The organism is Skermania sp. ID1734 (assembly GCF_007489285.1).
Classification (GTDB): domain Bacteria; phylum Actinomycetota; class Actinomycetes; order Mycobacteriales; family Mycobacteriaceae; genus ID1734.
Window position 1 is genome coordinate 1 of the sequence record NZ_VLIY01000022.1, and the last position, 26,414, is coordinate 26,414.

24 protein-coding genes, 1 rRNA gene and 1 pseudogene are annotated in these 26,414 nt (G+C 65.0%); 1 reads left to right on the top strand and 25 read right to left on the bottom strand.

Annotation, left to right across the window (positions count from 1 at the left end; genetic code table 11):
- Both FOS14_RS21620 and murA read right to left on the bottom strand, forming a co-directional pair.
- Positions 1-280: ribosomal RNA gene (locus FOS14_RS21620) — 16S ribosomal RNA — on the bottom strand; the annotation flags it as partial.
- A gap of 549 nt (positions 281-829) precedes the next feature.
- On the bottom strand, positions 830-2,107 hold the full coding sequence (murA, locus tag FOS14_RS21625; protein ID WP_143772933.1) for a UDP-N-acetylglucosamine 1-carboxyvinyltransferase: 1,278 nt from the start codon (positions 2,105-2,107) through the stop codon (positions 830-832).
- A 74-nt stretch (positions 2,108-2,181) separates the two neighbouring features.
- Here murA and FOS14_RS21630 point away from each other — a divergent pair, with 74 nt between their 5' ends.
- A complete protein-coding gene (locus tag FOS14_RS21630; protein WP_143772934.1) occupies positions 2,182-2,754 on the top strand; it encodes a cob(I)yrinic acid a,c-diamide adenosyltransferase in 573 nt (190 codons plus the stop codon).
- A gap of 15 nt (positions 2,755-2,769) precedes the next feature.
- On the opposite strand, the gene FOS14_RS21635 is transcribed toward FOS14_RS21630, so the two are convergent.
- From FOS14_RS21635 to argS, 23 genes and pseudogenes are all read right to left on the bottom strand, one after another.
- Positions 2,770-3,204 carry a DUF2550 domain-containing protein gene (locus tag FOS14_RS21635; RefSeq protein WP_143772935.1) on the bottom strand — a complete coding sequence of 145 codons (435 nt, stop codon included), beginning with the start codon at positions 3,202-3,204 and terminating at the stop codon, positions 2,770-2,772.
- 86 nt (positions 3,205-3,290) lie between these two features.
- A complete protein-coding gene (locus FOS14_RS21640) occupies positions 3,291-3,656 on the bottom strand; it encodes a F0F1 ATP synthase subunit epsilon (RefSeq protein ID WP_143772936.1) in 366 nt (121 codons plus the stop codon).
- Between the two features lie 86 nt (positions 3,657-3,742).
- Positions 3,743-5,179: a F0F1 ATP synthase subunit beta gene (gene atpD / locus FOS14_RS21645; protein ID WP_143772937.1), complete on the bottom strand. Its 1,437-nt coding sequence runs from the start codon at positions 5,177-5,179 to the stop codon at positions 3,743-3,745.
- Entirely contained in the window at positions 5,180-6,130 is a 951-nt protein-coding gene (locus tag FOS14_RS21650; protein ID WP_143772938.1) for a F0F1 ATP synthase subunit gamma, read from the bottom strand. It lies immediately after the preceding gene.
- Between the two features lie 13 nt (positions 6,131-6,143).
- The gene (gene atpA, locus FOS14_RS21655; RefSeq protein WP_143772939.1) at positions 6,144-7,793 is read right to left on the bottom strand and encodes a F0F1 ATP synthase subunit alpha; all 1,650 of its coding nucleotides are present in this window, start codon (positions 7,791-7,793) and stop codon (positions 6,144-6,146) included.
- A 69-nt stretch (positions 7,794-7,862) separates the two neighbouring features.
- Positions 7,863-9,196: pseudogene (locus tag FOS14_RS21660) on the bottom strand (F0F1 ATP synthase subunit B/delta).
- A gap of 4 nt (positions 9,197-9,200) precedes the next feature.
- Positions 9,201-9,704 carry a F0F1 ATP synthase subunit B gene (locus FOS14_RS21665; RefSeq protein ID WP_143772940.1) on the bottom strand — a complete coding sequence of 168 codons (504 nt, stop codon included), beginning with the start codon at positions 9,702-9,704 and terminating at the stop codon, positions 9,201-9,203.
- A gap of 13 nt (positions 9,705-9,717) precedes the next feature.
- Positions 9,718-9,963: a F0F1 ATP synthase subunit C gene (locus FOS14_RS21670; protein ID WP_143772941.1), complete on the bottom strand. Its 246-nt coding sequence runs from the start codon at positions 9,961-9,963 to the stop codon at positions 9,718-9,720.
- A gap of 85 nt (positions 9,964-10,048) precedes the next feature.
- Entirely contained in the window at positions 10,049-10,819 is a 771-nt protein-coding gene (gene atpB, locus FOS14_RS21675; RefSeq protein WP_143772942.1) for a F0F1 ATP synthase subunit A, read from the bottom strand.
- Positions 10,816-11,259, bottom strand: coding sequence for a hypothetical protein (locus FOS14_RS21680; protein WP_255450512.1), 444 nt, complete (start codon positions 11,257-11,259; stop codon positions 10,816-10,818). The genes atpB and FOS14_RS21680 overlap by 4 nt, the downstream gene beginning before the upstream one ends.
- Before the next feature lie 9 nt (positions 11,260-11,268).
- A complete protein-coding gene (locus FOS14_RS25575; RefSeq protein ID WP_143772943.1) occupies positions 11,269-11,505 on the bottom strand; it encodes an AtpZ/AtpI family protein in 237 nt (78 codons plus the stop codon).
- A gap of 173 nt (positions 11,506-11,678) precedes the next feature.
- Positions 11,679-12,827 (bottom strand): glycosyltransferase family 4 protein, encoded by a 1,149-nt coding sequence (locus tag FOS14_RS21690; protein ID WP_304944904.1) that lies wholly within the window; start codon positions 12,825-12,827, stop codon positions 11,679-11,681.
- A 14-nt stretch (positions 12,828-12,841) separates the two neighbouring features.
- A complete protein-coding gene (gene glyA / locus FOS14_RS21695) occupies positions 12,842-14,137 on the bottom strand; it encodes a serine hydroxymethyltransferase (protein WP_143772945.1) in 1,296 nt (431 codons plus the stop codon).
- Complete coding sequence (locus tag FOS14_RS21700) at positions 14,134-14,799, bottom strand: L-threonylcarbamoyladenylate synthase (RefSeq protein WP_143772946.1); 666 nt, start codon at positions 14,797-14,799, stop codon at positions 14,134-14,136. The genes glyA and FOS14_RS21700 overlap by 4 nt, the downstream gene beginning before the upstream one ends.
- A gap of 67 nt (positions 14,800-14,866) precedes the next feature.
- Complete coding sequence (gene prmC, locus FOS14_RS21705) at positions 14,867-15,727, bottom strand: peptide chain release factor N(5)-glutamine methyltransferase (protein WP_143772947.1); 861 nt, start codon at positions 15,725-15,727, stop codon at positions 14,867-14,869.
- Between the two features lie 14 nt (positions 15,728-15,741).
- Entirely contained in the window at positions 15,742-16,812 is a 1,071-nt protein-coding gene (prfA, locus tag FOS14_RS21710; protein WP_143772948.1) for a peptide chain release factor 1, read from the bottom strand.
- Positions 16,813-16,884: 72 nt separating this feature from the next.
- Positions 16,885-17,112 (bottom strand): 50S ribosomal protein L31, encoded by a 228-nt coding sequence (gene rpmE, locus FOS14_RS21715; RefSeq protein WP_143772949.1) that lies wholly within the window; start codon positions 17,110-17,112, stop codon positions 16,885-16,887.
- Positions 17,113-17,279: 167 nt separating this feature from the next.
- Positions 17,280-19,433 carry a transcription termination factor Rho gene (gene rho / locus FOS14_RS21720; RefSeq protein ID WP_370512277.1) on the bottom strand — a complete coding sequence of 718 codons (2,154 nt, stop codon included), beginning with the start codon at positions 19,431-19,433 and terminating at the stop codon, positions 17,280-17,282.
- A gap of 303 nt (positions 19,434-19,736) precedes the next feature.
- Positions 19,737-20,666: a homoserine kinase gene (gene thrB / locus FOS14_RS21725; RefSeq protein WP_143772950.1), complete on the bottom strand. Its 930-nt coding sequence runs from the start codon at positions 20,664-20,666 to the stop codon at positions 19,737-19,739.
- Positions 20,667-20,690: 24 nt separating this feature from the next.
- Entirely contained in the window at positions 20,691-21,794 is a 1,104-nt protein-coding gene (thrC, locus tag FOS14_RS21730; RefSeq protein WP_143772951.1) for a threonine synthase, read from the bottom strand.
- On the bottom strand, positions 21,791-23,089 hold the full coding sequence (locus tag FOS14_RS21735) for a homoserine dehydrogenase (protein ID WP_143773008.1): 1,299 nt from the start codon (positions 23,087-23,089) through the stop codon (positions 21,791-21,793). The genes thrC and FOS14_RS21735 overlap by 4 nt, the downstream gene beginning before the upstream one ends.
- 95 nt (positions 23,090-23,184) lie before the next feature.
- Complete coding sequence (gene lysA / locus FOS14_RS21740; protein ID WP_143772952.1) at positions 23,185-24,627, bottom strand: diaminopimelate decarboxylase; 1,443 nt, start codon at positions 24,625-24,627, stop codon at positions 23,185-23,187.
- On the bottom strand, positions 24,624-26,276 hold the full coding sequence (argS, locus tag FOS14_RS21745; RefSeq protein WP_143772953.1) for an arginine--tRNA ligase: 1,653 nt from the start codon (positions 26,274-26,276) through the stop codon (positions 24,624-24,626). The genes lysA and argS overlap by 4 nt, the downstream gene beginning before the upstream one ends.
- Positions 26,277-26,414 lie beyond the last annotated feature (138 nt).

Consider the following 26,414-nt stretch of genomic DNA (forward strand, 5'->3'; position numbering starts at 1 on the left):
TACCCGTCGTCGCCTTGGTAGGCCATTACCCCACCAACAAGCTGATAGGCCGCGGGCCCATCCCACACCGATAAATCTTTCCACCACAGAACATGCATCCCATGGTCCTATCCGGTATTAGACCCAGTTTCCCAGGCTTATCCCGAAGTGCAGGGCAGATCACCCACGTGTTACTCACCCGTTCGCCACTCGTGTACCCCGAAAGGCCTTACCGTTCGACTTGCATGTGTTAAGCACGCCGCCAGCGTTCGTCCTGAGCCAGGATCAAACTCTCCGTTGAAAACTCACAACCACACCCCCACACCAAAGCAGGAGCGCAATCAGAACAAACGAGAGAAACAATCCACTCGAAAAAACGCTGACCAAAAAAAATTCAGCCAGCAAAAACCCGCCCCCCAAAGACAGGGAAAAAAAGGAGGGCAGGCACAAAAACAAATTTGGCACTGACATTCATCGACACACTATCGAGTTCTCAAACAACACACACCACCAACACCACCAGGCATCAACAGTGCAACCCCACCAGAGTAGCCGATCAGCCACACCCTGTAAAGGGTTGTGATCGAGGTCACTCCACAGTGGACCGCTCGAAGCGATCTACCTTCTGGGAAATTCCAGCGTACTACAGCGTCCTACCTCGTTTCCCAGCCACCTGGCTGGGTCGGTGTCCGCTCTCGCTGACCTGAAGAAAGTTACGCGATGATCGTTTGCGGAGTCAAATCGCCACTCCCGCCTCTGAAGTTTCACAATTCGCACTGGTAGAACGCTTGCCGCTGCCCCTCCGAGACCCGCCCAGCGCCACACTCGTGGATGTGACCTGGACCACACGTCAGGGTTGTGCAGGCTCCGAGGTAGCGCCGACCCTGACGATGTCGCCGCCGAGGTCGGTCAGGATCTCCACGAACCGTGGATAGCCGCGGTCGATGTGGAAAACGTCGTGCACCTCGGTGGTGCCGTCGGCGACCAGGCCGGCCAGCACCAGCCCTGCACCGGCCCGAATGTCCGATGACCACACCGGAGCACTCGACAACTGCGGAATACCGCGGATCACCGCGTGATGACCGTCGGTACGCGCGTCGGCGCCGAGCCGGATCATCTCCTCGACAAACCGGAACCGCGCTTCGAAGACGTTCTCGGTGATCATCGACGTGCCATCGGCAATGGAAGCCAGGCCGATAGCCAGCGGTTGCAGATCCGTCGGAAATCCGGGAAACGGAAGCGTCGAGAAGTTCACCGCGCGGGGACGGTCGGGCTGCACAATACGAAACCCGTTCGGGTCGTAGGTGACTCGCGCGCCGGCTGCGCGCAGCTTGTCCAGCACCAACGACAGATGCTTCGGATTGACGCCGGTCACCCGCACATCGCCAGTCGTCATGGCCGCGGCTATCCCCCACGTCGCAGCGACAATCCGGTCCCCGATCACCCGGTGCGTAATGGGGACCAACTTCTTCACACCCTCGATCGTCAACGTGCTCGTCCCGGCGCCCCGAATCTGCGCGCCCATCTGCACGAGCATGTTGCACAGGTCGACGATTTCCGGCTCGCGTGCCGCATTGTCGATAACGGTCTCGCCGTCGGCGAGCACCGCGGCCATCAGGATGTTCTCGGTGGCCCCAACCGACGGAAAGTCCAACCGGATGGTGGCACCCTCCAGCACGTCGGCCCGCGCGACCACGCACCCGTGCTCGATCTCGGTATGCGCTCCGAGCAGGCGCAGTCCGGATTGATGCATGTCCAGCGGCCGCGAGCCGATGGCATCACCGCCGGGCAACGCCACGACCGCCCGTCGGCACCGCGCCACCAGTGGTCCGAGCACGCACACCGACGCCCGAAACTGCCGGACCGCGCCGAAGTCAGCGTGATACTTGGGCTCGGCGGGTGTGGTGATCTGGGCAATGGAACCATCAAGTTCCACCTCGCAACCGAGACCGCGCAAGACATCGGCCATGAGCGGCACATCGAGAATGTCCGGGCAGTTGGTGATCGTTGTCGTGCCCTCGGCAAGCAAGGCCGCCGCCATCAACTTGAGCACGCTGTTCTTGGCACCACCTACCGCCACCTCACCCTCGAGGCGGTTGCCACCAGTGACCAGAAAGCGTTCGCTCACAGTGTGACAGCGTAGCCAGCATTCGAGGCAGGCAGGAATCGAAGGAGCACCGGACGTGACGGTACCGTTGCCGTATGGCTGTCCACCTCACCCGCATCTACACCCGCACCGGCGACGATGGGACGACGGGACTCAGCGATTTCAGCAGGGTATCGAAGAATGATCCGCGGTTGGCCGCCTACGCGGATTGCGATGAAGCCAACGCGGCAATTGGTGTGGCGATCGCTCTCGGACAGCCCTCGGCCGCCGTCGCGGCGGTGCTGCAGCACGTCCAGAACGACCTCTTCGACGCGGGAGCGGACCTCTCCACGCCGGTTGTGGACAATCCGAAAGTACCGCCGCTGCGTATCGATGCCGGCTATATCGAGCGGCTCGAGAGCTGGTGCGACGAGTTCAACGCGGACCTGCCACCGCTGAATTCGTTTGTTCTCCCCGGTGGTACGGCACTCGCCGCGCTGCTGCACACGGCGCGAACTGTCGCGCGACGCGCGGAACGCTCGGCCTGGGCCGCCGTTGCCGCGTATCCGGACACCACCAGCGCATTGCCGGCGAAATACCTCAACCGGTTGTCCGACCTGCTGTTCATCCTGAGCCGAGCGGCGAATCCAGACGGCGACGTGTTGTGGAAGCCGGGCGGGGAACCGTAGGTGTCTGGTACCGCGCTAGTCCATGCGGCCACGCATCGAACGATCCGACGGCCGTGATTCCACCCAGGACAGAAAAGCCGTGAGAGCGCCTCTGTCCAGCGCTATTTCGTAGCGTTGGCCGCGGTCGGTAACCGTAAGAACGACGATCTCGTCGGACATTATGTCGATCTCGCTGTCGCGGGGGGCGCGTCGCGACACCACCGCGATGCCCTGCCTGGCGATCCGTGAATCCGGGCCGAACCGCAGGCTGGACAGCTTGTAGAACACGAGCGTGTTCTCGCCGTAGCGAATGAGACCGTGCCGCCAACCATGTGCGCCAGCGGCGTCTCCCACCCGCATGATCGCGGCGGTGCCACCCCGACGCAGCACCACAAGGCGATACGCGAGCGCGGCGGTCACCGCCACGACAAGAACTGTCAATACCCCGACCAGAACGATGAGCAGCACCATTCCGGTTTCCAACGGCCGTCCAATCAGTTGCTAGACAGGTAGATTGTTCAAACGCGCTTTAACCCTCAGCCAGCTGCGTTATGGCGCTAAACATTCCGGCCGACGGCACGCAACCGGGCGCGACCGCGAGCACGCACGCGCTCATCGTCCGACTCGGCATCTTGCTCGGCTTGCTGTTCGTCGATTTCGTCGGACACCTGCGCGTCCTCGGCAAGAATCGTCACGCCCTCGTCGGTGACGGTGAGGAACCCGCCATCGACAGCGAAGGTGAGCGACTCGGAGTCCACCGGGTCGATGCGCACCGCGGCGTCGTCGACGAGCTGCGCCACCAATGGGATGTGGTGCGGCAAGATACCGATCTCACCGCTGGTGGTACGCGCAAACACGAATGTCGCCTTGCCCGACCAGATCCGGCGCTCCACGGCGACCAGCTCAACAGCCATGTCAGTCATTCGCCGGCGTCCTTTCGGCTAGCCGGCCGGCGCTGCAGCACGAAGCTGCAACGCCGGTCAGCATCGTCAGAGTCATCAACAACGACTTACACCTTGGCGCCGAGCGATTCCGCCTTCTTGGCGAGATCCTCGAGGCCACCGATCATGAAGAACGCCTGCTCGGGCAGGTGGTCGAACTCGCCCTTGGTGAGCTTGTCGAACGCCTCCACCGTCTCCTTGACCGGCACGTTCGAGCCCGGCTCACCAGTGAACTGCTCGGCCGCGAACATGTTCTGCGACAGGAAGCGCTCGATCCGGCGAGCCCGGCCGACGAGCTGCTTGTCCTCTTCGGAAAGCTCGTCAATACCGAGAATGGCGATGATGTCCTGCAGATCCTGGTAGCGCTGCAGGATACGGATCACTTCCTGCGAAACGCGGTAGTGATCCTCACCGACAACCGCGGGCTCGAGAATCGTCGACGACGAGGCCAACGGGTCCACGGCCGGGAAGATGCCCTTCGAGAACACCGTACGAGAAAGCTCGGTGGTGGCGTCGAGGTGCGCGAACGTGGTGGCCGGCGCCGGGTCGGTGTAGTCGTCGGCAGGCACGTAGATGGCCTGCATCGAGGTGATCGAGCGGCCCTTGGTCGAGGTGATCCGCTCCTGCAGCTCACCCATCTCGTCGGCCAGCGTCGGCTGGTAACCCACGGCCGATGGCATGCGGCCCAGCAGGGTCGACACCTCGGAACCGGCCTGGGTGAACCGGAAGATGTTGTCGATGAACAGCAGCACGTCCTGGTTCTGCTCGTCGCGGAAGAACTCCGCCATGGTGAGCGCGGACAGTGCGACGCGCATACGGGTGCCTGGCGGCTCGTCCATCTGACCGAACACCAGCGCGGTGTCCTTGAGCACGTTCGCCTCGGCGAGCTCGACCCACAGGTCGTTGCCCTCACGGGTGCGCTCGCCGACGCCGGCGAACACCGAAGTACCACCGAAGTTACGAGCAATACGGTTGATCATCTCCTGGATGAGCACCGTCTTGCCGACGCCGGCACCACCGAACAGGCCGATCTTGCCACCGCGCACGTACGGCGTGAGCAAGTCGACGACCTTGAGGCCGGTCTCGAGCATCTCGGTGCGACCTTCGAGCTGGTCGAACGCCGGCGGGTTGCGGTGGATCGACCACTTCTCGAAGTCGTCGCCGTAGCCCGGCTCATCGAGGCAGTGACCGAGCGCGTTGAACACGTGCCCCTTGACACCGTCGCCGACCGGCACCGAGATCGGCTTGCCGGTATCGATGACCTCCACCCCGCGGACCAGGCCGTCGGTCGGCTGCATGGAAATCGTGCGCACCAAGTTGTCGCCGAGGTGATGCGCCACCTCGAGCGTCAGGGTCTTGGCGAGCTGCTCGAAATCGATCTTGGCGTGCAGCGCGTTGAAGAGATCGGGGATTTCACCTCGCGGGAACTCCACGTCCACGACCGGGCCGGTCACGCGGACCACGCGGCCGGCCGTGCCAGCTTTGTTTTCGGTTGCGGCAGTCATCTAGTCGTCACTTCCTGTTGCGGCAAGCGCGTCAACGCCACCGACGATTTCACTGATTTCTTGAGTAATTTGCGCCTGGCGGGCCCGGTTGGCTTCCAGGGTGAGACCCTTGATGAGGTCATCGGCGTTGTCGGACGCCGACTTCATTGCGCGTCGGCGCGCCGCCGACTCCGATGCCGCAGCCTCGAGCAGCGCGGCGTAGACCCGGGTGGCCAAGTAGCGCGGCAGCAGCGCGCCGAAGAGCGTCTCGGCATCCGGCTCGAACTCGAACAGCGTCTTCTCTTCGTTGGTGTCCTCCGCGAATTCGACAGCCATCGGCGCAATGCGGTGCGCACCCGCTGTCTGCGACAGCATCGACTTGAACTCGGTGTAGACGATGTGCAGTTCGTCCACACCGGCAGGAGCCGAGTCCGCTGAGCGATCAGACGACGCAGTGTTGCCGTCGCCTTCGCCTTCGGTACCGGCCATGAACGCCTCGACCAACTCGTGCGCAATCTCCGAGGCCGCGGCGTACGTCGGCTGCTCCGAAATGCCCGTCCACGAGTTCGCCAGATCCCGGTCGCGGAAGGTGTAGTAGTTCAACGCCTTTCGGCCGACTGTGTAGACCACCGGCTCCTTGCCCTCGTCGCGCAGCAACGAGAAGAGCTCTTCGCCGACGCGGAACACATTGGCGTTGTATCCGCCGCACAGCCCGCGATCTGACGTGACGATCAGTACGCCGGCACGACGCGGATTCTCCCGCGGCACGAGCAGCGGGTGGTCGAGCGCAGATTCGTCGGCCAAGTTGGTCAGCATCGAAGTGATCTGCTCGGCATAGGGGCGAGCGGCCTCGACCCTCGCCTGTGCCTTGGAAATGCGCGACGTAGCGATCAGTTCCTGGGCCTTGGTGATCTTCTTGATCGACCCAGCCGAGCGGATCCGTCGCCGGAGTACGCGTAACTGTGCTGGCATGTGCGGTGGCTTCCTAGTTCTTCTTCGGAGCCGGCCGGCGAACCTTCACGGATTCGGTTTCGACCTCGTCCGGGTTGAGCGCCGCGGCACCAGCTTCCTCGACCATCACCGAGCTGCCGTCGGAGGCCGAGAAGCCCTTCTTGAACTCGGCAACGATCTCGTTGAGCTCCTCGATGGAGTCCTCCGAGAGCTTCTTGGTCTCGCGAATCTCGCTGAGGATCTTGTCGTACCGCGCGTGGACCGTCTCCAGGAACTCCTTTTCGAACCGGCTGACGTCGGCGACCGGCACCGTGTCGAGGTGGCCCTTGGTGCCCAGGAAGATCGCGACCACCTGGTCCTCGACCGGGTACGGGGTGTACTGCGGCTGCTTGAGCAGTTCGACGAGGCGGGCGCCGCGCTCGAGCTGCGCCTTCGACGACGCGTCGAGGTCCGAGGCGAAGGCCGCGAACGCCTCCAGTTCGCGGTACTGCGAAAGCTCCAGGCGGAGACTTCCAGCCACCTCCTTCATCGCCTTGATCTGGGCGGCACCACCGACACGGGAAACCGACACACCGACGTTGATGGCCGGACGAACACCCTGGTTGAACAGGTCGGTCTCCAGGAAGCACTGGCCGTCGGTGATCGAAATGACGTTGGTCGGGATGTAGGCGGAGATGTCGTTCGCCTTGGTCTCGATGATCGGCAGGCCCGTCATGGAGCCAGCGCCGAGCTCGTCGGACAGCTTCGCGCACCGCTCGAGCAGACGCGAGTGCAGATAAAAGACGTCACCCGGGTAAGCCTCGCGGCCCGGCGGGCGGCGCAGCAGCAGCGAAATGGCGCGGTAGGCCTCGGCCTGCTTGGTCAGGTCGTCGAAGACGATCAGCACGTGCTTACCGTCGTACATCCAGTGCTGGCCGATGGCCGAGCCGGTGTACGGCGCGAGCCACTTGAAGCCGGCCGAGTCCGAGGCCGGAGCCGCGACGATCGTGGTGTACTCGAGCGCACCGGCGTCATCGAGCGCCTGGCGCACGCTGGCGATGGTCGAACCCTTCTGGCCGATGGCGACGTAGACGCACCGGACCTGCTGATTCGGGTCGCCGGTCTCCCAGGCCTGCTTTTGATTCATGATCGTGTCGATGCAGACGGTGGTCTTGCCGGTCTTGCGGTCACCGATGATCAACTGACGCTGGCCGCGCCCGATTGGGGTCTGCGAGTCGATTGCCTTGATGCCGGTCTGCAGCGGCTCGCTCACGCCCTGACGCTGAACCACCGAGGGGGCCTGCAGTTCGAGGGCGCGACGGGTCTCCGCCTCGATCTCGCCCAGACCGTCGATCGGCTCACCGAGCGGGTTGATCACACGGCCGAGGAACTTGTCACCAACCGGCACCGAGAGCACCTCGCCAGTGCGCTTGACCTGCTGGCCCTCTTCGATCGTTTCGAAGTCACCGAGGATAACCGCACCGATGCTGGCCTCGTCCAGGTTCAGCGCGACGCCGAGCACGCCACCGGGGAACTCGAGCAGCTCCTGGGTCATCGCAGACGGCAGGCCCTCGACGTGCGCGATGCCGTCACCGGTGTCGGAGACGATGCCAACCTCCTCACGGGAGGTCTCTGGTGAGAACGTGGCGACGTACTTCTCAATCGCGCCCTGAATCTCGTCGGATGAGATTGTCAGTTCCGCCATGGCTTTCGGTTCCTTGCTTTCGAATCGGGTTAAGGGCTTTGGGGAGTCGGGTCACGCCCGGCGGTCGGCCTAGCGTTGAAGCTCGTGGGCGGCCTCGGCGAGCCGCGAAGCTACGGTGCCGTCAACGACTTCGTCGCCGATGGCGATGGACAGTCCGCCGATGACCGACGGGTCGACCTCTTGGTGGATTGAAATTTTGCGGCCGTAGATGCGGGACAGCACCTCGCGCAACCGGTCGAGTTGCTCGTTGGAGAGCTCGCTCGCTGCCGTCACCTGTGCGATGGACTCACCTCGGCGCGCGGCCGCCAAATCCGCCAACTCCGCGACCACCGTGTCCAGGTCCTCGCCCCTGGCCGAGCGGACCGACTGCTCGAGCAGCCGAGCCGTGTATTCGGTCGTCTTCCCACCGAGCACGTTGTTGAGCAACTCCACGCGGCCGTCGGCCGGCGCTGTTTCGTCGCTGAGCAGTGTCGACAGCCTCGGATTCGCTTCGAGGGTGCGACCGAACCGGAACAGCTCGTCCTCGACGTCGTCGATCTTTCCGTCGCGCTCAGCCGCGATTAGCGTCGCGAGCCGGGCCAGGCGCTGCAGCGCTTCGGCGAGATCGCGGGACACCGACCAGCGCTGCGCCACCGCGGCCTTGGCGATTTCCAGGCTTGGGTCGCCCACCTTGCCACGCAGCAGACTGGTGATAGCCGCTACCTTCGGCTCCGGATCGTCGCTACGGCCTGCGAGGTGCTTGCGCAGAACGACGTGGTTGAGCAGGAAGCGCTCGATCGCACCGAGGTCGTCGGCGATCTTGGCCAGTCCGGCGCCGTCCTGGTCCTTGACAATCTCGTCGAATCGTTCCTGGACTGCGTTCAACGAGACTCGACTTGCCGCATGCATCAGGCCGCTCCCTTTCCACCAGAGGTGCGGGTGTCCTTGTTGGCCATCGATTCGAGCTCTTCGAGGAATCGATCGACGCTGCTCGACTGAGCGGAAGAATTCGACAGCTCATCGCGGACAATCTTCTCGGCACGGGTGACCGCCGTGGCACCGAGATCGCTCTGCAGCGAGCGAATCAGCTGCGCGCGCTGGAGCGCGACCTGTTCTTGGCCGTGCTGCTTGATCCGGGCAACCTCGGCATCAGCCTGTTCCCGCAGCTGCTCGCTGATGCGCTGCGCGTCCGCCCGGGCGTCCTCGCGGATCTTCGCCGCCTCGAGACGCGCCTCCTTCACCGCTTCCTCGTGCGCGCGTTCGGCCCGCTCGAGCTTCTCCGCCGCCTTACGGCTTTCGCGAATCTCGTTGGCAACCCTGGCCTGCTGCTTGGCCATGAGCTCGCGAACAGGAGGTACGACCCAGCGGACCACCACGTAGACGATGACCGCGAAACCGACGAGCTGTCCGATGAATGTTCCCAACCGACTAACCCCTGCCTGAATCTGACGCCGATGTGGCCTGTTGCACGCCCAGGACGCGCCCGGCCAGCTGGTCCGCCAGCGGGCCGACGCTCTCGCGCAGCTCGCCACTGATCCGGTCGGCTTGCCTGGCGAGTTCCTCGCTCGCCTCGCGCTGGACGTTGTTCGACTCGTCGCGCGCCTGCGACCGCATCTCGTCGAGAATCCGCTGACCCTCGCCGCGAGCCTCGTCGCGAATCTTGGCGGCCTCGGTACGCGCCTCGGCCAGTTCGGCCCGATGCGTTTCCTCCGCATCAGAGAAGGCCCGAGCAGCCTTGTTGTTGTCGTCGATCGTCTTCGCCACCATGTCGGCCCGCTGCTGCAACGCGTCGCGGATCGGCGGCACGACGAACTTCCAGATCACGGCAAGCACGATGAGGAAGATGATCAGCACGGCAAAGAAGGTGCCGTTCGGGAGGAGGAAGTTATTGGTCTGTCCTCCACCCTCGGCGGCCAACACTGTGGTGTTCATTTCGTCGAGCTACTTACTTGACCGGCGTCGCGAAGACGAACAGCGCCATGAACGCGAGGTTGATGAAGTACGCCGCTTCGACCAGACCGACGGTGATGAAGAACGGCGTGAAAAGTCGTCCCTGCGCTTCCGGCTGGCGAGCAACGCCGGAGATCAGGGCGTTACCGGCCAGGCCATCACCGATTCCGGCGCCGATGGCACCGCCCGCCATGATCAATCCGCCGCCGATGAGTGCGCCAGCTGCAATCGTGGGATTCATACCTTGGTTTCCTTATCTCTCTGGGGAGCTATCTCTCTGAGGGAGTTCAGTGCTGGGGCCGCGGCCGGAGCCGAACCCCGTCCGGTCAGTGGTGTTCGTCCTCCAACTCCATCGACTGTCCGAAGTACAGGATGGTCAGCAGCGCGAAGATGAACGCCTGGATGAATCCGACGAAGAGGTCGAACAGCTTCCAGATGGCGTTCGGCGCCCACATGATGTAGGCCGGGAACATGGCGATGAGCGCCACCATGATGCCGCCGGCGAAGATGTTGCCGAAAAGCCGCAGCGACAGCGAGATTGGCTTGGCGATCTCTTCGATGAGGTTGATCGGCGCGAGGAGGGCGACGTGACCCTTCATCAACTGCTTCAGGTGCTTGAGCGGCCCACGACGGCGGGCGCCGGCAAAGTGGTAGAAGAAGAACACGAACAACGCCAAGGCAAGAACAAAGTTGATGTCCGAGGCCGGCGGTTTGATCAGCTCCGCCACACCGCTTCCGGTGGCGTACTGCACTGGCAACACCGACAGCCAGTTCGAGATCAGAATGAACACGAACAGTGTCACGGCGAGCGGCAGCACGAACGGCGCGATCTTCATACCGATCGCGGCCTCGATCTGATCGCGCATCTGCACGGTGATCGCTTCCCAGAACAACTGGACACCGTTCGGCACACCCTTACCCGTGACTCGAGACCGCAGGTAGAAGGCCAAGGCCAGGACAATCACGGCGGCGATCGCCGTGGCAATGATCGTATCGATGTTGAAGGTCATGCCGAGGGCGTGAACCTCGGTATGGTGACCGACTTCGATCTTCGCTTCCGCGAGAACGGCGTTGTTCGCGAGTACCTGCTGGATCATGACTGCTGACGAAGTCCCTTCAATACAGGCACAGTGGTGTTGAGCACCAAAATGACTTGAAATACGGCTAGACCGGCGAAAATGCCGATACCGTCTGGCCGCAGCAGGAAACCTATCACGAGGGCAATTGCGGTGATGATGAACAATCGGGAGGCCGACGAGACCGCCATCTTGCGCTTGCTCGGGTGAGTGTCGGCGGTAACCCTACCGACGGCCTGCTGCACCATTTTGATGTTCAGCAAGCCCAGGCCCATGCCGACGATGAAGAGCGCACCGCCGAGGATGTGGCCGAGCAATCCGCCGACGACGAGGCCGAGCACGCCGAAGATGGCAACCATGATGAGCGGCCGACGCAGGCTCAAGGGCACGTCCGGCATCAACGATTCGCCGCCGCCTCGCTCCCCTGGCCGCGATGCCGGGGTCGGCGCTGACGCTGCCATCGCCCTACCTCAATTCCTCATGAACTTTCGAAACTGTACGACCGACGAGCCCACCGCGCAGAGGATCCCTACCGCGAGACCGACCATTATGAACAATGGCGTGGTTCCCAGTACGGCGTCCAGCACCCACCCGACGATGAGTCCGAACACAACAGAACCCACCAGGGTGGCGCCCAACCCGATCAGTTGTCGGGGACTGGGTTGTCCCGGCCCTGGCGGGCGAGACGTTGGCGGAACGCTGGCCATGGTGGTAGACGACCCCTTCAGTGGAAGCCGCGAAAACCGTATCACAGCCTTTCGTAAGCCTTTACCCTGTCCACGACACAGTGTAGTAGACAACCCTCAGCAAAGTCCATTCAGCGTAAACCGAGCAAAGGGGACGGTGCGCCGAGATTGTGACCTGGGCACAAACAAGGACCTCACTGCTCGTGGCCGCGTAACGACGGCACGGCGGTGACAATCAGCGCAAAGACCAAACCACCAGCTACCAACAACACGACGACCCGGCGGTCGATGAGCGCCGTGCCCACCGCCCCGAACGCCAAGACGCCGACCCAGAGGTAGATCAGCAGGACAACACGCCGGTGCGAGTGTCCGATCTGCAGCAACCGGTGGTGCAGGTGCATCTTGTCGGGACTGAAGGGACTCACCCCCGCCCGGGTGCGCCGAACGATGGCCAACAACAGGTCGAGGATGGGAATGAACATCACTGCTCCGACAAGCAGCAGCGGTGACAGCAGGCCGAGGATGTCGCGGGTGCCGTAGGCATTGAGCGGAATGCGGCCCGAGGCACTGGTGGAAATAGTGGCCAACATCAACCCGATGAGCATCGAACCGGAATCACCCATGAAGATCCGGGCCGGCTGGAAATTGTGCGGCAGAAATCCCAAGCAGGCCCCGGCCAGCGCGGAGGCCAGCAGCGCGGGTGGATATGCGCTGACATCGCCGCCCTGTTCGTGCAGCAAACCCACCGAGAAGATGCATATGGCGATCGAAGCGATCAGGCCCAGCCCGGCCGCCAACCCGTCGAGGCCGTCGACGAAGTTCATGGCGTTGATCATCACGACCGTGACGGCCACAGTGACGAGCCCGGCCTGCAACTGGTCGAGCACCACGGTGTCCGCGTTGCCGATCGGCAGATAGATGACGTACCAACTGACGCCCATGACCACCAGCACGCCGGCGGACGTGACCTGACCGACGAACTTGGTGAGCGCGTCCAGGCCCCACCGGTCATCGACGATGCCGACCAGGACGATGATCACCCCAGAGACCAGCGCCGCCGGCACGTCGGTCGTGAACTCGAATCCTCGCGCGAGCGCAGGGAGCTGCTGGGCGAACAGCAGCGCGGCCAGAATGCCTAGGTACATGCCGACGCCGCCGAGGCGCGGGATGGGCGCGGTGTGCACATCGCGGTCGCGCGGGATCGCCACGGCGCCGAATCTGATAGCGGCCAGCCGCACAGCGCCAGTCGCCAGGAAGGTGACGACCGCGGCGGTGAACAAGATCAGCAACAACTCGCGAATCGGTACGCCCGCTCCCCGACTTGTCTGAGCAAGTGCCAACACCGACGCGGATCCAGTCACCTGGGATAGGCCCTACGGTGACCGAGGAGGGCGTGGACGTCTGCGGCGACCGCGGCGAGTTCGCGCGCCCCCGCGTCGGACGTCGGCTCCGCCCGCGCCGCGCGCGAAATCAGCGCACCGACCTGCGCCATGTCGTGCTCGTCGAAACCCTGCGTGGTGAGCGCCGCTGAGCCGACGCGGATTCCGGACGCCAACATGGGCGGTGCCGGGTCATAGGGAATCGCGTTCTTGTTCAGCGTGATCCGGGCGAGATCGCAGCGCCGCTCGGCGTCGGCACCCGTGATGCCGAGGCCGCGGATATCGATGAGCGCCAAATGGGTGTCGGTGCCGCCGGAAACCGCGCGCATCCCGGCCGACTCCAGTGCTTTCGCCAGGGCGGCGGCGTTCGCTGTCACCTGGGCGGCGTACGACTGGTACTCGGCCGTGCCCGCTTCTTTGAACGCGACCGCCTTCGCGGCGATCGAGTGCATGAGCGGACCGCCCTGGGTGAAGGGGAACACCGCCTTGTCGACAGCCTTCGCGTGTTCCGCCCGGCACAGCAACATTCCGCCTCGCGGTCCGCGCAGGACCTTGTGCGTGGTGGCGGACACAACGTCGGCGTACGGGATTGGCGACGGTATCGCCTTGCCCGCCACCAAACCGATGAAATGGGCGGCGTCGACCCACAAGATCGCGCCAACCTCGTCAGCGATCTGCCGGAACGCGGCGAAATCGATCAATCGCGGATAGGCAGTCGCACCGGCGACGATGATCCGCGGACGGTGCGCCAGCGCGAGATCGCGCACCTCGTCGTAGTCGATGAGTTCGGTGCGCTTGTCCACGTGATACGGGATCGGATTGAACCAGCGCCCAGAGAAGCTCACTTTCGAGCCGTGGGTGAGGTGGCCGCCGTGCGGCAGGCTCATCGCGAGAATGGGGTCGCCCGGCTCGGCGAAGGCAGCGTAAACCGCCAGGTTCGCACTCGCGCCCGAGTGTGGTTGGACATTGGCATGGTCGGCGCCGAAGAGTTCGCGGGCCCGCTCGATGGCCAAATTCTCCGCGCGATCGACCTCAGCACACCCGCCGTAGTAGCGGTGACCCGGATATCCCTCGGCGTACTTGTTGCTCAGGGTCGATCCCAGCGCGGCGAGTACCGCGGGACTGGTGAGGTTCTCGCTGGCGATCAGCTGCAGGCCGCCGCGCAACCGGTCGAGTTCGCCGAGCAAGACGTCGGCGATCTCCGGATCGGTGCGCTCGAGCTCGCCGAAGTCGGGGCCCCAGAACACCAGTACATCGCCGGTGGGGTCCGTCATTGCGCCGCTCCGATGGACAAACTCTCCACGCTCACGCCCAGCACCTCCGCAATGTCCTCGGTCGAGACCGCGCCGGAGCGAAGTATGCGCGGGCTCTCGGCGGTGAGGTCCACGATCGTCGACGCGATCGCGTGCTCGCTGGGACCGCCATCGAGGTAGACATTGACCGATTCGCCGAGCTGCTCGCGGGCCGCGGAGACGGTATCCGCTGGTGGCTGGCCCGATACATTCGCGCTCGACACCGCAAGCGGACCCACTTCGCGCAGTAGTTCCAGCGCCACTGGATGCAACGGCATGCGCAACATCACCGTCCCGCGGGTATTACCCAGATCCCACGCCAGCGACGGCGCCTGCTGCACGACGAGGCTCAGGCCGCCCGGCCAGAACGCCCGAATAAGTTCTCGCGCCTGTGGTTTCACCGAGAACACGAGGCCGTCGATGGTGTTCCAGGAACCGACCAGAACCGGCACCGGCATGTCCCGGCCGCGTCGTTTGGCTTGTAAGAGCGCGCTTACCGCGTCCCCGTCGAAGGCGTCGGCGGCAATTCCGTACAACGTGTCAGTAGGTATGACGACGAGCCGGCCAGCCTTCAGGGAGCCGGCCGCGGCGGACATACCGGCGGCGCGCGAGCTGAGGTCAGCGCAGTCGTAGACGGTACTCACACGATCTATCCTCGCACTGCGTCGAACCGAACCTTCGCCAGGTGTTCACCAGCGCGTCTGAGAGTTCTCACGGGCGACGTCCGACAACAAAGCGCGGCTTGCCGGCGAGGTCGATGTGTTCGCGGACATCGACAAAGCCGCAGCGGACGAACCCTTCGGCCACGAGCGCACCGTTGCTGTCGTCGTGCTCCACACCGGCCGCTCCCCCGGGCCGCAGCAACCGCGCGACGGTCGATGTCATTGGTGCGATTACATCGAGGCCGCGGGGTCCCGCAAAAACGGCCCAGTGCGGATCGTGATCTGCCACCTCCGGTTCCAGCGCCGCGTTCGTGGGAACGTACGGCGGATTCGACACCACGACATCGACGGACGAGTCAAGGTCCGTCAGCAACGCGGCATCGGTGACATCTCCCGCGTGCAGCACCGTCGGCGTGTCGCCCATGGCAGCGCGCATGCCGATGTTGCGCTGGGCCCATTCGCACGCCGCGGGGTCGATTTCGACCGCATGCACTGTCGCGTCCGGGCGGGCGTGCGCGATCGCCAGGGCCAGCGCACCCGAACCCGTACACAGATCCACCACCACGGGAGCATGGCGACCTTCCAGAAACGCCAGCGCCCAGGCCAGCAGCAACTCGGTTTCCGGGCGCGGCACAAAGACGCCGGGACCGACCTCTACGTCGATTGCTCCCATCGCAGCCACACCGGTGATGTGTTGCAGCGGAATTCTTTTGGCGCGCCGGGCCACCATGTCTCGGTAGCTCGCCAATACGTCCGGCTCGATGAGCGGAACGAGCGCAAGCCGCGTCCGCTCGATGCCGAGCAGGTGTGCGGCCAGCATCTCCGCATCATTTCGGGCATGCGTGATCCCGGCCGCAGCAAGCACGGCGGATGCTTCGTTTATCGCGGGACGCAGTGGAATCCGACTCATGTCAGCGGCGTTTCTCACTCCGCCGCGAGGCGTGCCTCTCGGTCCGCCTTGCCCAGGGCATCGAGCAGCGCATCGAGGTCGCCATCGAGCACTGCATCCAGATTGTGCGCTTTGAAGCCGATTCGGTGATCGGTGATCCGGTTCTCCGGAAAGTTGTAGGTGCGGATTCGTTCCGAACGATCCACCGTGCGCACCTGGCTGGCGCGACCGGCCGCCGCTTCGGCGTCGGCCTGTTCTTCGGCCAGCGCTTGCAGTCGCGCCGCGAGAACCTGCAGCGCGCGCGTCTTGTTCTGCAGTTGTGAACGCTCGTTTTGGCAGGTCACCACGATGCCCGAGGGCAGGTGCGTGATGCGCACTGCCGAGTCGGTGGTGTTGACGCCCTGTCCGCCCTTACCGGACGAGCGATACACATCGATACGCAGGTCCGACTCGTCGATCTGGACGGCCTCGACCTCGTCGGGTTCGGGGTAGATCAGCACTCCGGCCGCCGAGGTGTGCACTCGGCCCTGCGATTCGGTGACCGGTACGCGCTGCACCCGGTGTACACCGCCCTCGAATTTCAGACGCGACCACACGCCGTCACGGGCGGCGTCGCGACTCTTGATCGACAGCGTCGCTTCCTTGTAGCCGCCCAGGTCGGAGATCGTGGCATCGAGGATCTCGACTCGCCAGCCGTGCCGCTCGGCGTAGCGGACGTACATGCGCGCAAGGTCCGCCGCGAACAGCGCCGATTCTTCGCCGCCCTCGCCGGATTTCACTTCCAGAACGACGTCGTCGCCGTCGTGCGGGTCGCGCGGGGCCAGCAGATCGGTGAGCGTCTGGTCGAGTTCGGCGACCCGACTCTCTAATTCAGGCACCTCGTCGGCAAACGACGGGTCATCCGCAGCGAGTTCGCGCGCGGCCTCCAGGTCTTCGCGCGCTACCTGAAGTTTGGCGTAGGTCGCCATGACGGGCGCCAGCTCGGCAAACCGCTTTCCGACTCGCCGAGCGGCGGCGGGGTCGTTGTGCAGGGCGGGGTCGGAGAGCTGGATCTCCAGACCGGCATGTTCGGCGAGGACGTCATCAAGCGCCGAAGGCTGAGTCATGATCCATCTTTCTTGGGCACGAAAAAAGGCGACGCCCGGCCTGCGCAGGCAGGACGGGCGTCGGCGCGGAAGCTACTTTGCGTCGGACTTCTTGGCACGCTTGCCGTAGCGCGCCTCGAACCGCGCAACCCGGCCACCGGTGTCGAGAATCTTCTGCTTGCCCGTGTAGAACGGGTGGCACTGCGAGCAAACCTCGACGGTGATCCGTCCCGACTCCTTGGTGCTGCGGGTTTCGAACGTGTTGCCGCAACCGCATACCACGGTGGTGGGCACGTAGTTCGGGTGAATTCCTGCCTTCATGGTGTCCTCTCACGTTGGTCGCCGGGTCGCCTTCGCCTATCGAAGACGTGAACCGGAACCGGACTTCGGCCGTTCAGTATGCCAGAGCTGGCCCTGACGCTGCGAATCGCCGCCAATGCGGTGACGCATCAGCCAAAACGCGTCACCGCCTGCGGTTATTCCGGAGCTCAGTCGTCGAGGGTTCCCGGCGCGTTCTTGGAGACCTGCATCAAGAACTCGACGTTGTTGCGGCTCTTCTTCAACCGGTCGATCACCAGGTCGATCGCCTGGTGGGAATCCAGTCCGGAGAGCACCCTGCGCAGCTTGTGCAGCACCGCGGCCTCATCCGGACTCATCAAGAGCTCGTCCTTGCGGGTGCCCGACGGGTTGATGTCGACGGCCGGGAAGACCCGCCGCTCGGCAATCTTGCGGTCGAGCTTCAGCTCGGCGTTACCCGTACCCTTGAACTCCTCGAAGATGACGGTGTCACCGGTCGATCCGGTCTCGACCATCGCCGTGGCAATGATCGTCAGCGAACCGCCGTTTTCGATGTTGCGCGCGGCGCCGAGGAAGCGCTTGGGCGGGTACAGGGCCGTGGAATCGACACCACCGGACAGAATTCGGCCCGATGCCGGCGAGGAGTTGTTGTACGCGCGGCCCAGGCGGGTGATCGAGTCGAGCAGCACCACGACGTCCTTGCCCATCTCCACCAGCCGCTTGGCCCGCTCGATCGCAAGTTCGGCCACCGAGGTGTGGTCTGACGGTGGGCGGTCGAACGTCGAAGCGATGACCTCGCCGCGCACCGACCGCTGCATGTCGGTGACCTCTTCCGGACGCTCGTCCACCAGCACCACCATCAGGTAGCACTCCGGGTTGTTCGTCGCTATCGCGTTGGCGATGTCCTGCAGAATCGTCGTCTTACCTGCCTTGGGCGGCGACACGATCAACGCGCGCTGGCCCTTACCGATCGGCATGATCAGGTCGATGACGCGGGTGGTCAGCTTGTTCTGCGCGGTCTCGAGCCGCAGCCGCTGGTTCGGATACAGCGGTGTCAGCTTGTTGAACTCCGGCCGCCGCTTTGCCGCCTCGACGTCGCCGCCGTTGACGGTGTCCAGCCGCACCAATGGGTCGAACTTCTGCCGCTGGTTGCTCTGCTCGCCCTCGCGCGGTGCGCGGACCGCGCCGGTGATCGCGTCGCCGCGGCGCAGGCCGTTCTTGCGCACCATGTTCATCGACACGTAGACGTCGTTCGGGCCCGCGAGGTAGCCGGAGGTACGCACGAAGGCGTAGTTGTCGAGGACATCGAGGATGCCCGCGACCGGCTGGAGCACGTCGTCTTCGCGGATCTCGGGCTCGGCACCGCCGCCTTCGGCGCCGCGGTCGCGGCCACGGCGACGCTCCCGGAAGCGGCGACCACGCCGGCCCCGCCCGCTCTCGTCGTCGTCGCTACGGTTGTCGCCGCCCCGGTTGTCGCCGCCCCGGTTGTCGGGCCCGCGATTGTCCGAGCGCTGGCCCTGGCTGGTGCGCTCGCCATCAGCAGTGCGCGTGTCGCCGCCCCGGTTGTTGTTGTCACCGCGGTTGTTCTCACCGCCGCGGTTGTTCTCACCGCGGTTGTTGTCGCCACCCCGGTTGCTGTCGCCGCGGCCGTCGGCGTTGCGGCCGCCCTGCTGGCGCTCCCGCCGCGGCCGCTCGCTCTGTTGATCCTGGCGCGCCTGCTCGCCCTGGTCTGCCCCGCGCTCGGCTGCCGGTTGTTCACCGCGGTCTGCTTTGCGCTCAGTCGTCTTCGGTTCGGCGGTCTTGGCGTCAGCCGAACCGTCGCGCCCGTCGGTGCCAGCTTGCTCGGTCGCGCCCTGGGGCCGGGCGGAACGGCGACGGGTGCGCGCGCCGCCCTGATCCGGCGTGCGCTCATCACCAGAGTTGCCTACCGCGTCGCCGCGTCCGGCGGACTTGTCGTTCTGCTCGGCCGGCGGGGCGGACTGTGTCTGCGCTGCTGCGGCCGGAGCCGACGAGCCGCCGGTCTGCTTGTCCTTGATCGCGGCGATCAGATCACCCTTGCGCAGTCCCGAGGTTCCCTTGATTCCCAGTTCGGAGGCGAGGGCACGCAATTGTGGCAGCAGCATGGAAGACAGTCCCGATCCGCGCACATCTGCCGGCGCCGACGCGGCCCGCGCGTCTGGCGCTGTGGTCATTGAGTTCTGGCTCACTGAATTCTCTTCTGAACTCGAAAAGTTCTGTTGTGGGCTCGTCCGGTCGACCACGACGTTCGAGGTCACATGGTCGGGCTTGGCGAGCAGGTCCGTATCGATCACGGATTTCCTTTCCCTTCCCCCGTGCGCTGTCATTGCGATCGGAGGCTCGTCCCGAAGCCCAGCTCGTCTACTGGGCCCGGTGTATGCCGTACGTACCCGGCGTCAGCGGAATCAAGACTTTCCACCCCGCTTCATGTCTCAATCTTGCTCCGAGCACATCCAACGCGAAGGTTTGGTGCGAGTGAATCATTCCCGACGGCTGATGCTGCCTGTCACGCGTCCAAACTTCTGGATTGATTGCCCGGGTGAAGCACCGACGACTGACGCGCACGATGTACGGACAAGGCTCAGGATAGCGGGCGAGGACACCTGCGGCAAGGATTTGCGACACGCGCGTTATTCCGCGGTCACTCCGGCAGCAATTCCCAAGTCGAGCACCCGCAGTCCGTCCGCCTCGGCCTCCAGGCGCAATTCGCTCGGCAACGACTCGGTGGTCAGCGCCAGCACAGTTGGACCTGCTCCGGACACGGTCGCTGCGATACCGACCGCCCGCAGCTTGCCGATCCAGCGCGTGGTCAGCGGCAATGCGGGGGCGCGGTGCGGCTGATGCAGCAGGTCGGCGGTCGCCGGAAGCAGCAGGTCCGGGCGTTGGGTGAGCGCAACCACGGCCAGCGCGGCCCGGCTGACGTTGAACGACGCGTCGCGGTGCGAAACCAATTCGGGCAGCAGACCACGCGTGTGTGCCGTCGAGGATCGCTCGTCGGGCACCAGCACCACCGCACGAATATCGGGATGCACGTCTAGGCGCGCCGCACGATAGATCCGCTCGCCCGAGTGGGCGCCGTCCTCCGTCCAAGACACAACGGCACCGCCCAGCACACTTGCCGATGCGTTGTCGGGATGGCCCTCGAATTCTGAGGCAAGCTGCACCAACTGGTCATCGCGCAAGGCAAGGGTGGGGTCGAGCTTGGCCGCCAACGCATTGGCGGCGGCCAATCCCCCGACGGCGGCCGACGCCGACGAACCCAACCCCCGAGAGTGCGGAATGACGTTGCGGCACACAACCTTCAAGCCGTTCGCCCACACCCCGGCAGACTCGAGACCGCGCTCCACCGCACGCACCACCAGATGCGACGGCCCCCACGGCACATCGTCGGCACCTTCTCCTTCGACATGGATGTCGAGCCCAGAGTCGGTGGTGGTCACGGAAATCTCGTCGAACAGATCGAGCGCGATGCCCAGCGAATCGAAACCCGGACCCAGGTTCGCGCTGGAAGCGGGGACGCGGGCGGTGACCGTGAGACCGGTCGGCAGGGTCTGTGTCATAAGCGCTGGCCCGGAAGTGTGCACTTAGGCCAGCTCGAGCGCGGACGCGACCGCCACCGGGTCGACCGGAATCGGTTCGACGTGCGGCATACCCGACAGTGCCGTGTCGGGATCCTTCAGTCCGTTTCCGGTCACCGTGCACACGACCGTCAAGCCGGCATCGAGCCAGCCCTCGGCGCGTGCCGCGAGCAGGCCGGCAACACTGGCCGCCGACGCGGGCTCGACGAACACCCCTTCGTGCGCCGCGATCAGCCGGTACGCCTCTAGGATCTTCTCGTCGGTCGCTGCCCGGAAGGCGCCGCCGGATTCCTCCTTTGCGGCGACCGCGCCGTGCCAGGACGCTGGCGAGCCGATACGGATTGCCGTGGCGATGGTTTCCGGGTCCTTCACCGGCGCGCCATGAACCAACGGCGCAGCGCCCGCGGCCTGAACCCCGAGCATGCGCGGCTTGACCGAGGTGATGCCGTCATCGAAGTACTCGCGGTATCCGCGCCAATAGGCGGTGATGTTTCCGGCGTTGCCGACGGGCAGCGCGTGCACGTCGGGCGCCTTGCCGAGTGCGTCGCAGATCTCGAAGGCCGCGGTCTTCTGGCCCTCGATCCGGGCCGGGTTCACCGAATTCACCAATCCGATCGTGGGAAACTCGGCAGTTGTCTTGCGCGCCAGCTCCAAACAGTCATCGAAGTTGCCCTCGACCTGAATGATCTTGGCTCCGTGCATGACTGCCTGCGCCAGCTTGCCCATTGCGATCTTGCCCTGCGGAATCAGCACGGCACAGGTCATTTTCGCCTTTGCCGCATACGCCGCGGCCGACGCGGACGTGTTTCCGGTCGAGGCACACAACACCGCTTGCTGGCCGCGAGCGCGTGCATCGGTGATGGCCATGGTCATGCCGCGGTCCTTGAACGAACCGGTCGGGTTGAGTCCTTCAACCTTCAAATGCACGTCACAGCCGGTGATTTCGGACAGATATGCCGCCGGCAACAGCGGCGTGCCGCCTTCGCGCAGGGTGACGGGTTCCCAATCCGGTCCGATGGCCAACCGGTCCCGATAAGCCTCGATCAACCCCGGCCACGGTGTGTGCACCGGCTTTGCGGACCGCTGCGCCGGTACTGGCTGCGTACTCATTCCTTGGTGCCTTCCAATCTCAGAACACTCGTGACCGACACGCCGTACTCGGAATCCGCCAGTGCGGCAACAGTTTCAGCCAGCGCAGCTTCGGTGGCCAGGTGGGTCACCACCACCAGCCGCGCCCCCTCACCGGCGCCTTCCTGTCGAACGGTCGAAATACTGACATCCCGCTTGGCGAACTCGGCCGCCACGCCGGCCAGCACGCCCGGACGGTCCGGTACCTGCATGTTGACGTGGTAGCGGGTCGGGGTGTCCCCCATTGGCGCTATCGGCAGCGACGCGTAGGTGGATTCTCCCGGCCCGCGGCCACCGTAGTACTTGTTGCGCGCCGCCATGACCAGATCGCCCATCACGGCCGACGCCGTGGGCGCGCCGCCGGCGCCCTGACCGTAGAACATCAGCCGGCCCGCGTTGTCCGCTTCGACCACGACTGCGTTGAAAGCGCCGTTCACCGCCGCCAGCGGATGGTCGCGCGGGACGAGCGCGGGGTAGACGCGGATCGAGATCCGTTCCCGCGGGCTGCCGTCGTCGGCGACGTCTTCCACCCGCTCACAGATGGCCAGCAGCTTCACGGTGCAGTTGACGGCCGCAGCCGTGGCAAGATCCTCGGCCGTGACCTTGGAGATGCCTTCCCGGTAGACATCGGCCGCGGTGACCCGCGTGTGGAAGGCCAGCGACGCGAGAATGGCGGCCTTCGCCGCGGCGTCATAGCCCTCGACGTCCGCGGTGGGATCTGCCTCCGCGTAGCCGAGACGGGTTGCCTCCGCGAGCATCTCCGAATAATCGGCGCCGGTCTCATCCATCGCGGACAAGATGAAGTTGGTGGTGCCGTTGACGATTCCGGCGACCCGGTTGACCCGGTCCCCCGCCAGCGACTGCATCAGCGGGCGCACCACCGGGATCGCGCCGGCGACCGCGGCCTCGAAGTACAGATCGGCACGGTTGCGCTCGGCTGCCTCGGCGAGCTCACCGGTGTAGTCGGCCAGCAGCGCCTTGTTCGCGGTGACCACGGACTTTCCGGCGTTGAGCGCGGCCAGGATCAACGACCTCGGCGGCTCGATGCCGCCGATCACCTCGACGACGATGTCCACGTCGTCGCGCGCGACCAGAGCATGCGCGTCGGTGGTCAGCAGGTCCTCGGGCACACCACGGTCGACGTCGGTTCGGCGCACGGCAATTCCGCGCAGCACCACCGGAGCACCGACCCGCGCCCGCAGGTCCGCCGCGTGCTCGCGCAGGACCCGCACCACCTCCGTGCCGACATTGCCCAGTCCTAGAACGGCAACGCCGATCGGCGCATCACCATACGGTTCAAAGGTCCTGCGCGGCCGTGTCCTTCCAGCTCTTTCGGAGCTTTCGACAGCTGCTGCCGCTGCGGGTGTCTCGCTCACTCCGTCACCTCCAAGCCGAGCAGATCCTCGACAGTCTCTCTGCGAAGTATCAACCTGGCGTTTCCATCCCGGACTGCAACCACCGCCGGCCGTGGCAGCAGGTTGTACCGGCTCGACATCGAATAGCAGTACGCCCCCGTCGCCGCGACCGCGAGCAGGTCTCCGGGGCCGACATCGGCCGGAATCCACAGATCCCGGACGACCACATCGCCACTCTCACAATGCTTGCCGACCACCCGCGCTACGACCGGTTCGGCGGTGCTGTCCCGGGAGACCAAGCGGGAATCGTAATCGGCCTGGTACAGCGAGGTGCGAATATTGTCGCTCATGCCGCCGTCGATGCTCACGTAGCGCCGGTGGGCACCCGACCCGAGGTCGACATCCTTGATCGTGCCGACCTCATACAGCGTCACAGTGCCGGGCCCGGCAATGGCACGGCCCGGCTCCACCGCCAGGATCGGCACCGGTAGACCGGCCAACGCCGACTCGGTCGCGACAATATCGCGCAGTTTGTGCGCCAGCTCCGCCATCGGCGGCGGGTCGTCGCTCGGCACATACGAAATGCCGAGCCCGCCACCGAGGTCCACGATTCGAACCTGCGAAGCCTTCGCCACGCCGAATTCTCCGACGATGTCGCGCAGCAGCCCGATCACCCGGCGCGCGGCCAGCTCGAAGCCGTCGACTTCGAAGATCTGTGAGCCGATGTGGCTGTGCAGGCCCACCAAGCGCAGGTTCGGCGACGCAAACACGCGGCGGACAGCTTGCATCGCAACGCTTTCACCAGCGCCGCCGGCCGAGGCCGTCAGGGAGAATCCGAACTTCTGATCCTCGTGCGCTGTGGAAATGAACTCGTGCGTGTGGGCCTCGACGCCGACGGTGACCCGCACCAGGACCTTTTGGACAACGCCGGCGCGGGCGGCGATCTCGTCGAGCCGGTCGATTTCGGTCATCGAATCCAGCACGACGTGACCGACCCCGGCGGCGACCGCGGCCTCCAGCTCGGGGACCGACTTGTTGTTGCCGTGCACCGCGATACGTTCGGGCGGAAAACCCGCATGCAGCGCGATCGCCAACTCACCGCCGGAACAGACGTCGAGGTGCAGCCCCTCGTCTGCCACCCAGCGCGCGATCTCCGTGCACAGGAAGGCCTTGGACGCGTAGTGAATTCGCGCCCCGGGACCGAATGCCTTCACGATCTCCCGGCAGCGAAACCGGAAATCGTCCTCGTCGACGACGAACAGCGGAGTCCCGTACGTGCGGGCAAGCTCGGTGACCGAGACGCCAGCCAGCCGAACCACGCCGTCACTGCCGCGAACAGCGTTGCGCGGGTAAACATGTGGCGGCAGCGCCGTCATCTCCCCGGGTTCGCGAGGCCGCTCGGGCAGGTTCGGTGCGTGCGGGACCTCCGCGTGCCGCGGTCCGGCAGGGTGGGCGCTCACATCTGCTCCGGAGCCGAAACGCCGAGCAGGCCAAGGCCGTTGGCAAGAACCTGACGCGTCGCGTCACACAGCGCCAAGCGCGCAGTGTGCAAGTCGGTGGGTTCTTCGTCCCCTTGGGGCAGCACCCGATTGGCGCCGTAGAACCGGTGATACGCGCCCGCCAGCTCCTCCAGATACCGCGCAATACGGTGTGGCTCACGCAGACTCGCCGCGCTCGCGACCACCCGCGGGTACTCACCGATGGTCCGGATCAACTCGCCCTCGTGCTCGGTGACGAGCAGCGACAGGTCCGGGTTCTGCGACGTCACCCCGAGATCGGCCGCGTTGCGGGCCAACGAGGACAGCCGAGCGTGCGCGTATTGCACGTAGTAGACCGGGTTTTCGTTGCTCTGACTGGCCCACAACTGCAGGTCGATGTCGATGCTCGAGTTCACCGAACTGCGCACCAGAACGTAGCGCGCCGCGTCTACGCCGATCGCCTCGACCAGGTCCTCCAACGTGATGACCGTGCCGGCGCGCTTGCTCATCCGGACCGGGGCGCCGTCGCGAACCAGGTTCACCATCTGCCCGATCAGGACCTCGACGGTGTCCGGATTGTCGCCGAACGCGGCTGCGGCAGCCTTCAACCGTCCGATATAACCGTGATGGTCCGCGCCCAGCATGTAGATGCACAGATCGAAGCCGCGCGCACGCTTGTCCTGGAAGTAGGCGATATCGCCCGCGATATAGGCGGAATTGCCGTCGCTCTTGATGACGACGCGGTCCTGATCGTCACCGTAAGCGGTGCTCTTGATCCACCAGGCGCCGTCGGATTGGTACAGGTTGCCCGACGCCTTGAGTTGCTCCACGGCGCGGTCCACCGCGCCGGAGGTGAAAAGCGAGCTTTCGTTGAAGTAGACGTCGAAATCGGTGCCGAAGTTGTGCAGCGACTCCTTGATGTGGGCGAACATCAACTCGACGCCGGCCGCGCGGAACGTCTCGAGACGCTCCTGCTCGGGTGCGTCGAGAACCGCCGGGTGCGCCGCGATCACGTCGGCGGCAATTTCGTGGATGTATGCCCCGGCGTAGCCGTCCTCCGGCGTGGGTTCGTCGAGCGCGGCGGCCACCAACGACCGCGCGAACCGATCGATCTGCGCGCCATGGTCATTGAAGTAGTACTCGCGCGTCACGTCGGCACCCTGGGTCGACAGGATCCGTCCGAGCGCATCACCGACCGCGGCCCAGCGGGTGCCGCCGAGGTGGATTGGGCCCGTCGGGTTGGCCGAAACGAACTCGAGATTGATCTTGGTCTTGGCGAGCGTGTTGTTGGTTCCGTACCGCTCGCCCTCGGTCAGTACCTTGTCCAGGATCGCGCCCTGCGCCGAGGCAGCCAGCCTGATGTTGATGAATCCCGGCCCGGCGACCTCTGCAGATTCGATTCCTTCCGTGGCCGCAAGCGCGGCGGCCAGCCACGCCGCCAGCTCGCGCGGATTGACGCCGGCCGGCTTGGCGATCTGCATGGCGACGTTCGACGCGTAATCCCCGTGCCCGGGGTTGCGCGGACGCTCGACCTTGAGTTCCGCAGGCAGCACGGCGGCGTCGAGGCCGTGCTCGGCGAGCACCTTCGCGGCGCTGGCGCGCAACACTTCGGCAAGGTCAGCTGGAGTCACGGGTGTTTATCCTATGGGCTGCGCTTTACGGCCCGCACCGCGCATTATGTCCGCGACGCCCGCCGAGCTGCCCATGGTCAATAAAGCGTTCTCTCAGGAAGTGCGCAGTACAGTGGGGGTCGCTCTCGGGCGGGCAGG

Bases quoted from the DNA above. Each gene is read 5' to 3' on its own strand.
- FOS14_RS21630 (WP_143772934.1), top strand. From the start codon at position 2,182: ATGGCTGTCCACCTCACCCGCATCTACACCCGCACCGGCGACGATGGG.
- FOS14_RS21635 (WP_143772935.1), bottom strand. From the start codon at position 3,204: ATGGTGCTGCTCATCGTTCTGGTCGGGGTATTGACAGTTCTTGTCGTG.
- FOS14_RS21640 (WP_143772936.1), bottom strand. From the start codon at position 3,656: ATGACTGACATGGCTGTTGAGCTGGTCGCCGTGGAGCGCCGGATCTGG.
- atpD (WP_143772937.1), bottom strand. From the start codon at position 5,179: ATGACTGCCGCAACCGAAAACAAAGCTGGCACGGCCGGCCGCGTGGTC.
- FOS14_RS21650 (WP_143772938.1), bottom strand. From the start codon at position 6,130: ATGCCAGCACAGTTACGCGTACTCCGGCGACGGATCCGCTCGGCTGGG.
- atpA (WP_143772939.1), bottom strand. From the start codon at position 7,793: ATGGCGGAACTGACAATCTCATCCGACGAGATTCAGGGCGCGATTGAG.
- FOS14_RS21665 (WP_143772940.1), bottom strand. From the start codon at position 9,704: ATGAACACCACAGTGTTGGCCGCCGAGGGTGGAGGACAGACCAATAAC.
- FOS14_RS21670 (WP_143772941.1), bottom strand. From the start codon at position 9,963: ATGAATCCCACGATTGCAGCTGGCGCACTCATCGGCGGCGGATTGATC.
- atpB (WP_143772942.1), bottom strand. From the start codon at position 10,819: ATGATCCAGCAGGTACTCGCGAACAACGCCGTTCTCGCGGAAGCGAAG.
- FOS14_RS21680 (WP_255450512.1), bottom strand. From the start codon at position 11,259: ATGGCAGCGTCAGCGCCGACCCCGGCATCGCGGCCAGGGGAGCGAGGC.
- FOS14_RS25575 (WP_143772943.1), bottom strand. From the start codon at position 11,505: ATGGCCAGCGTTCCGCCAACGTCTCGCCCGCCAGGGCCGGGACAACCC.
- glyA (WP_143772945.1), bottom strand. From the start codon at position 14,137: ATGACGGACCCCACCGGCGATGTACTGGTGTTCTGGGGCCCCGACTTC.
- prmC (WP_143772947.1), bottom strand. From the start codon at position 15,727: ATGAGTCGGATTCCACTGCGTCCCGCGATAAACGAAGCATCCGCCGTG.
- prfA (WP_143772948.1), bottom strand. From the start codon at position 16,812: ATGACTCAGCCTTCGGCGCTTGATGACGTCCTCGCCGAACATGCCGGT.
- rpmE (WP_143772949.1), bottom strand. From the start codon at position 17,112: ATGAAGGCAGGAATTCACCCGAACTACGTGCCCACCACCGTGGTATGC.
- rho (WP_370512277.1), bottom strand. From the start codon at position 19,433: ATGACAGCGCACGGGGGAAGGGAAAGGAAATCCGTGATCGATACGGAC.
- thrB (WP_143772950.1), bottom strand. From the start codon at position 20,666: ATGACACAGACCCTGCCGACCGGTCTCACGGTCACCGCCCGCGTCCCC.
- thrC (WP_143772951.1), bottom strand. From the start codon at position 21,794: ATGAGTACGCAGCCAGTACCGGCGCAGCGGTCCGCAAAGCCGGTGCAC.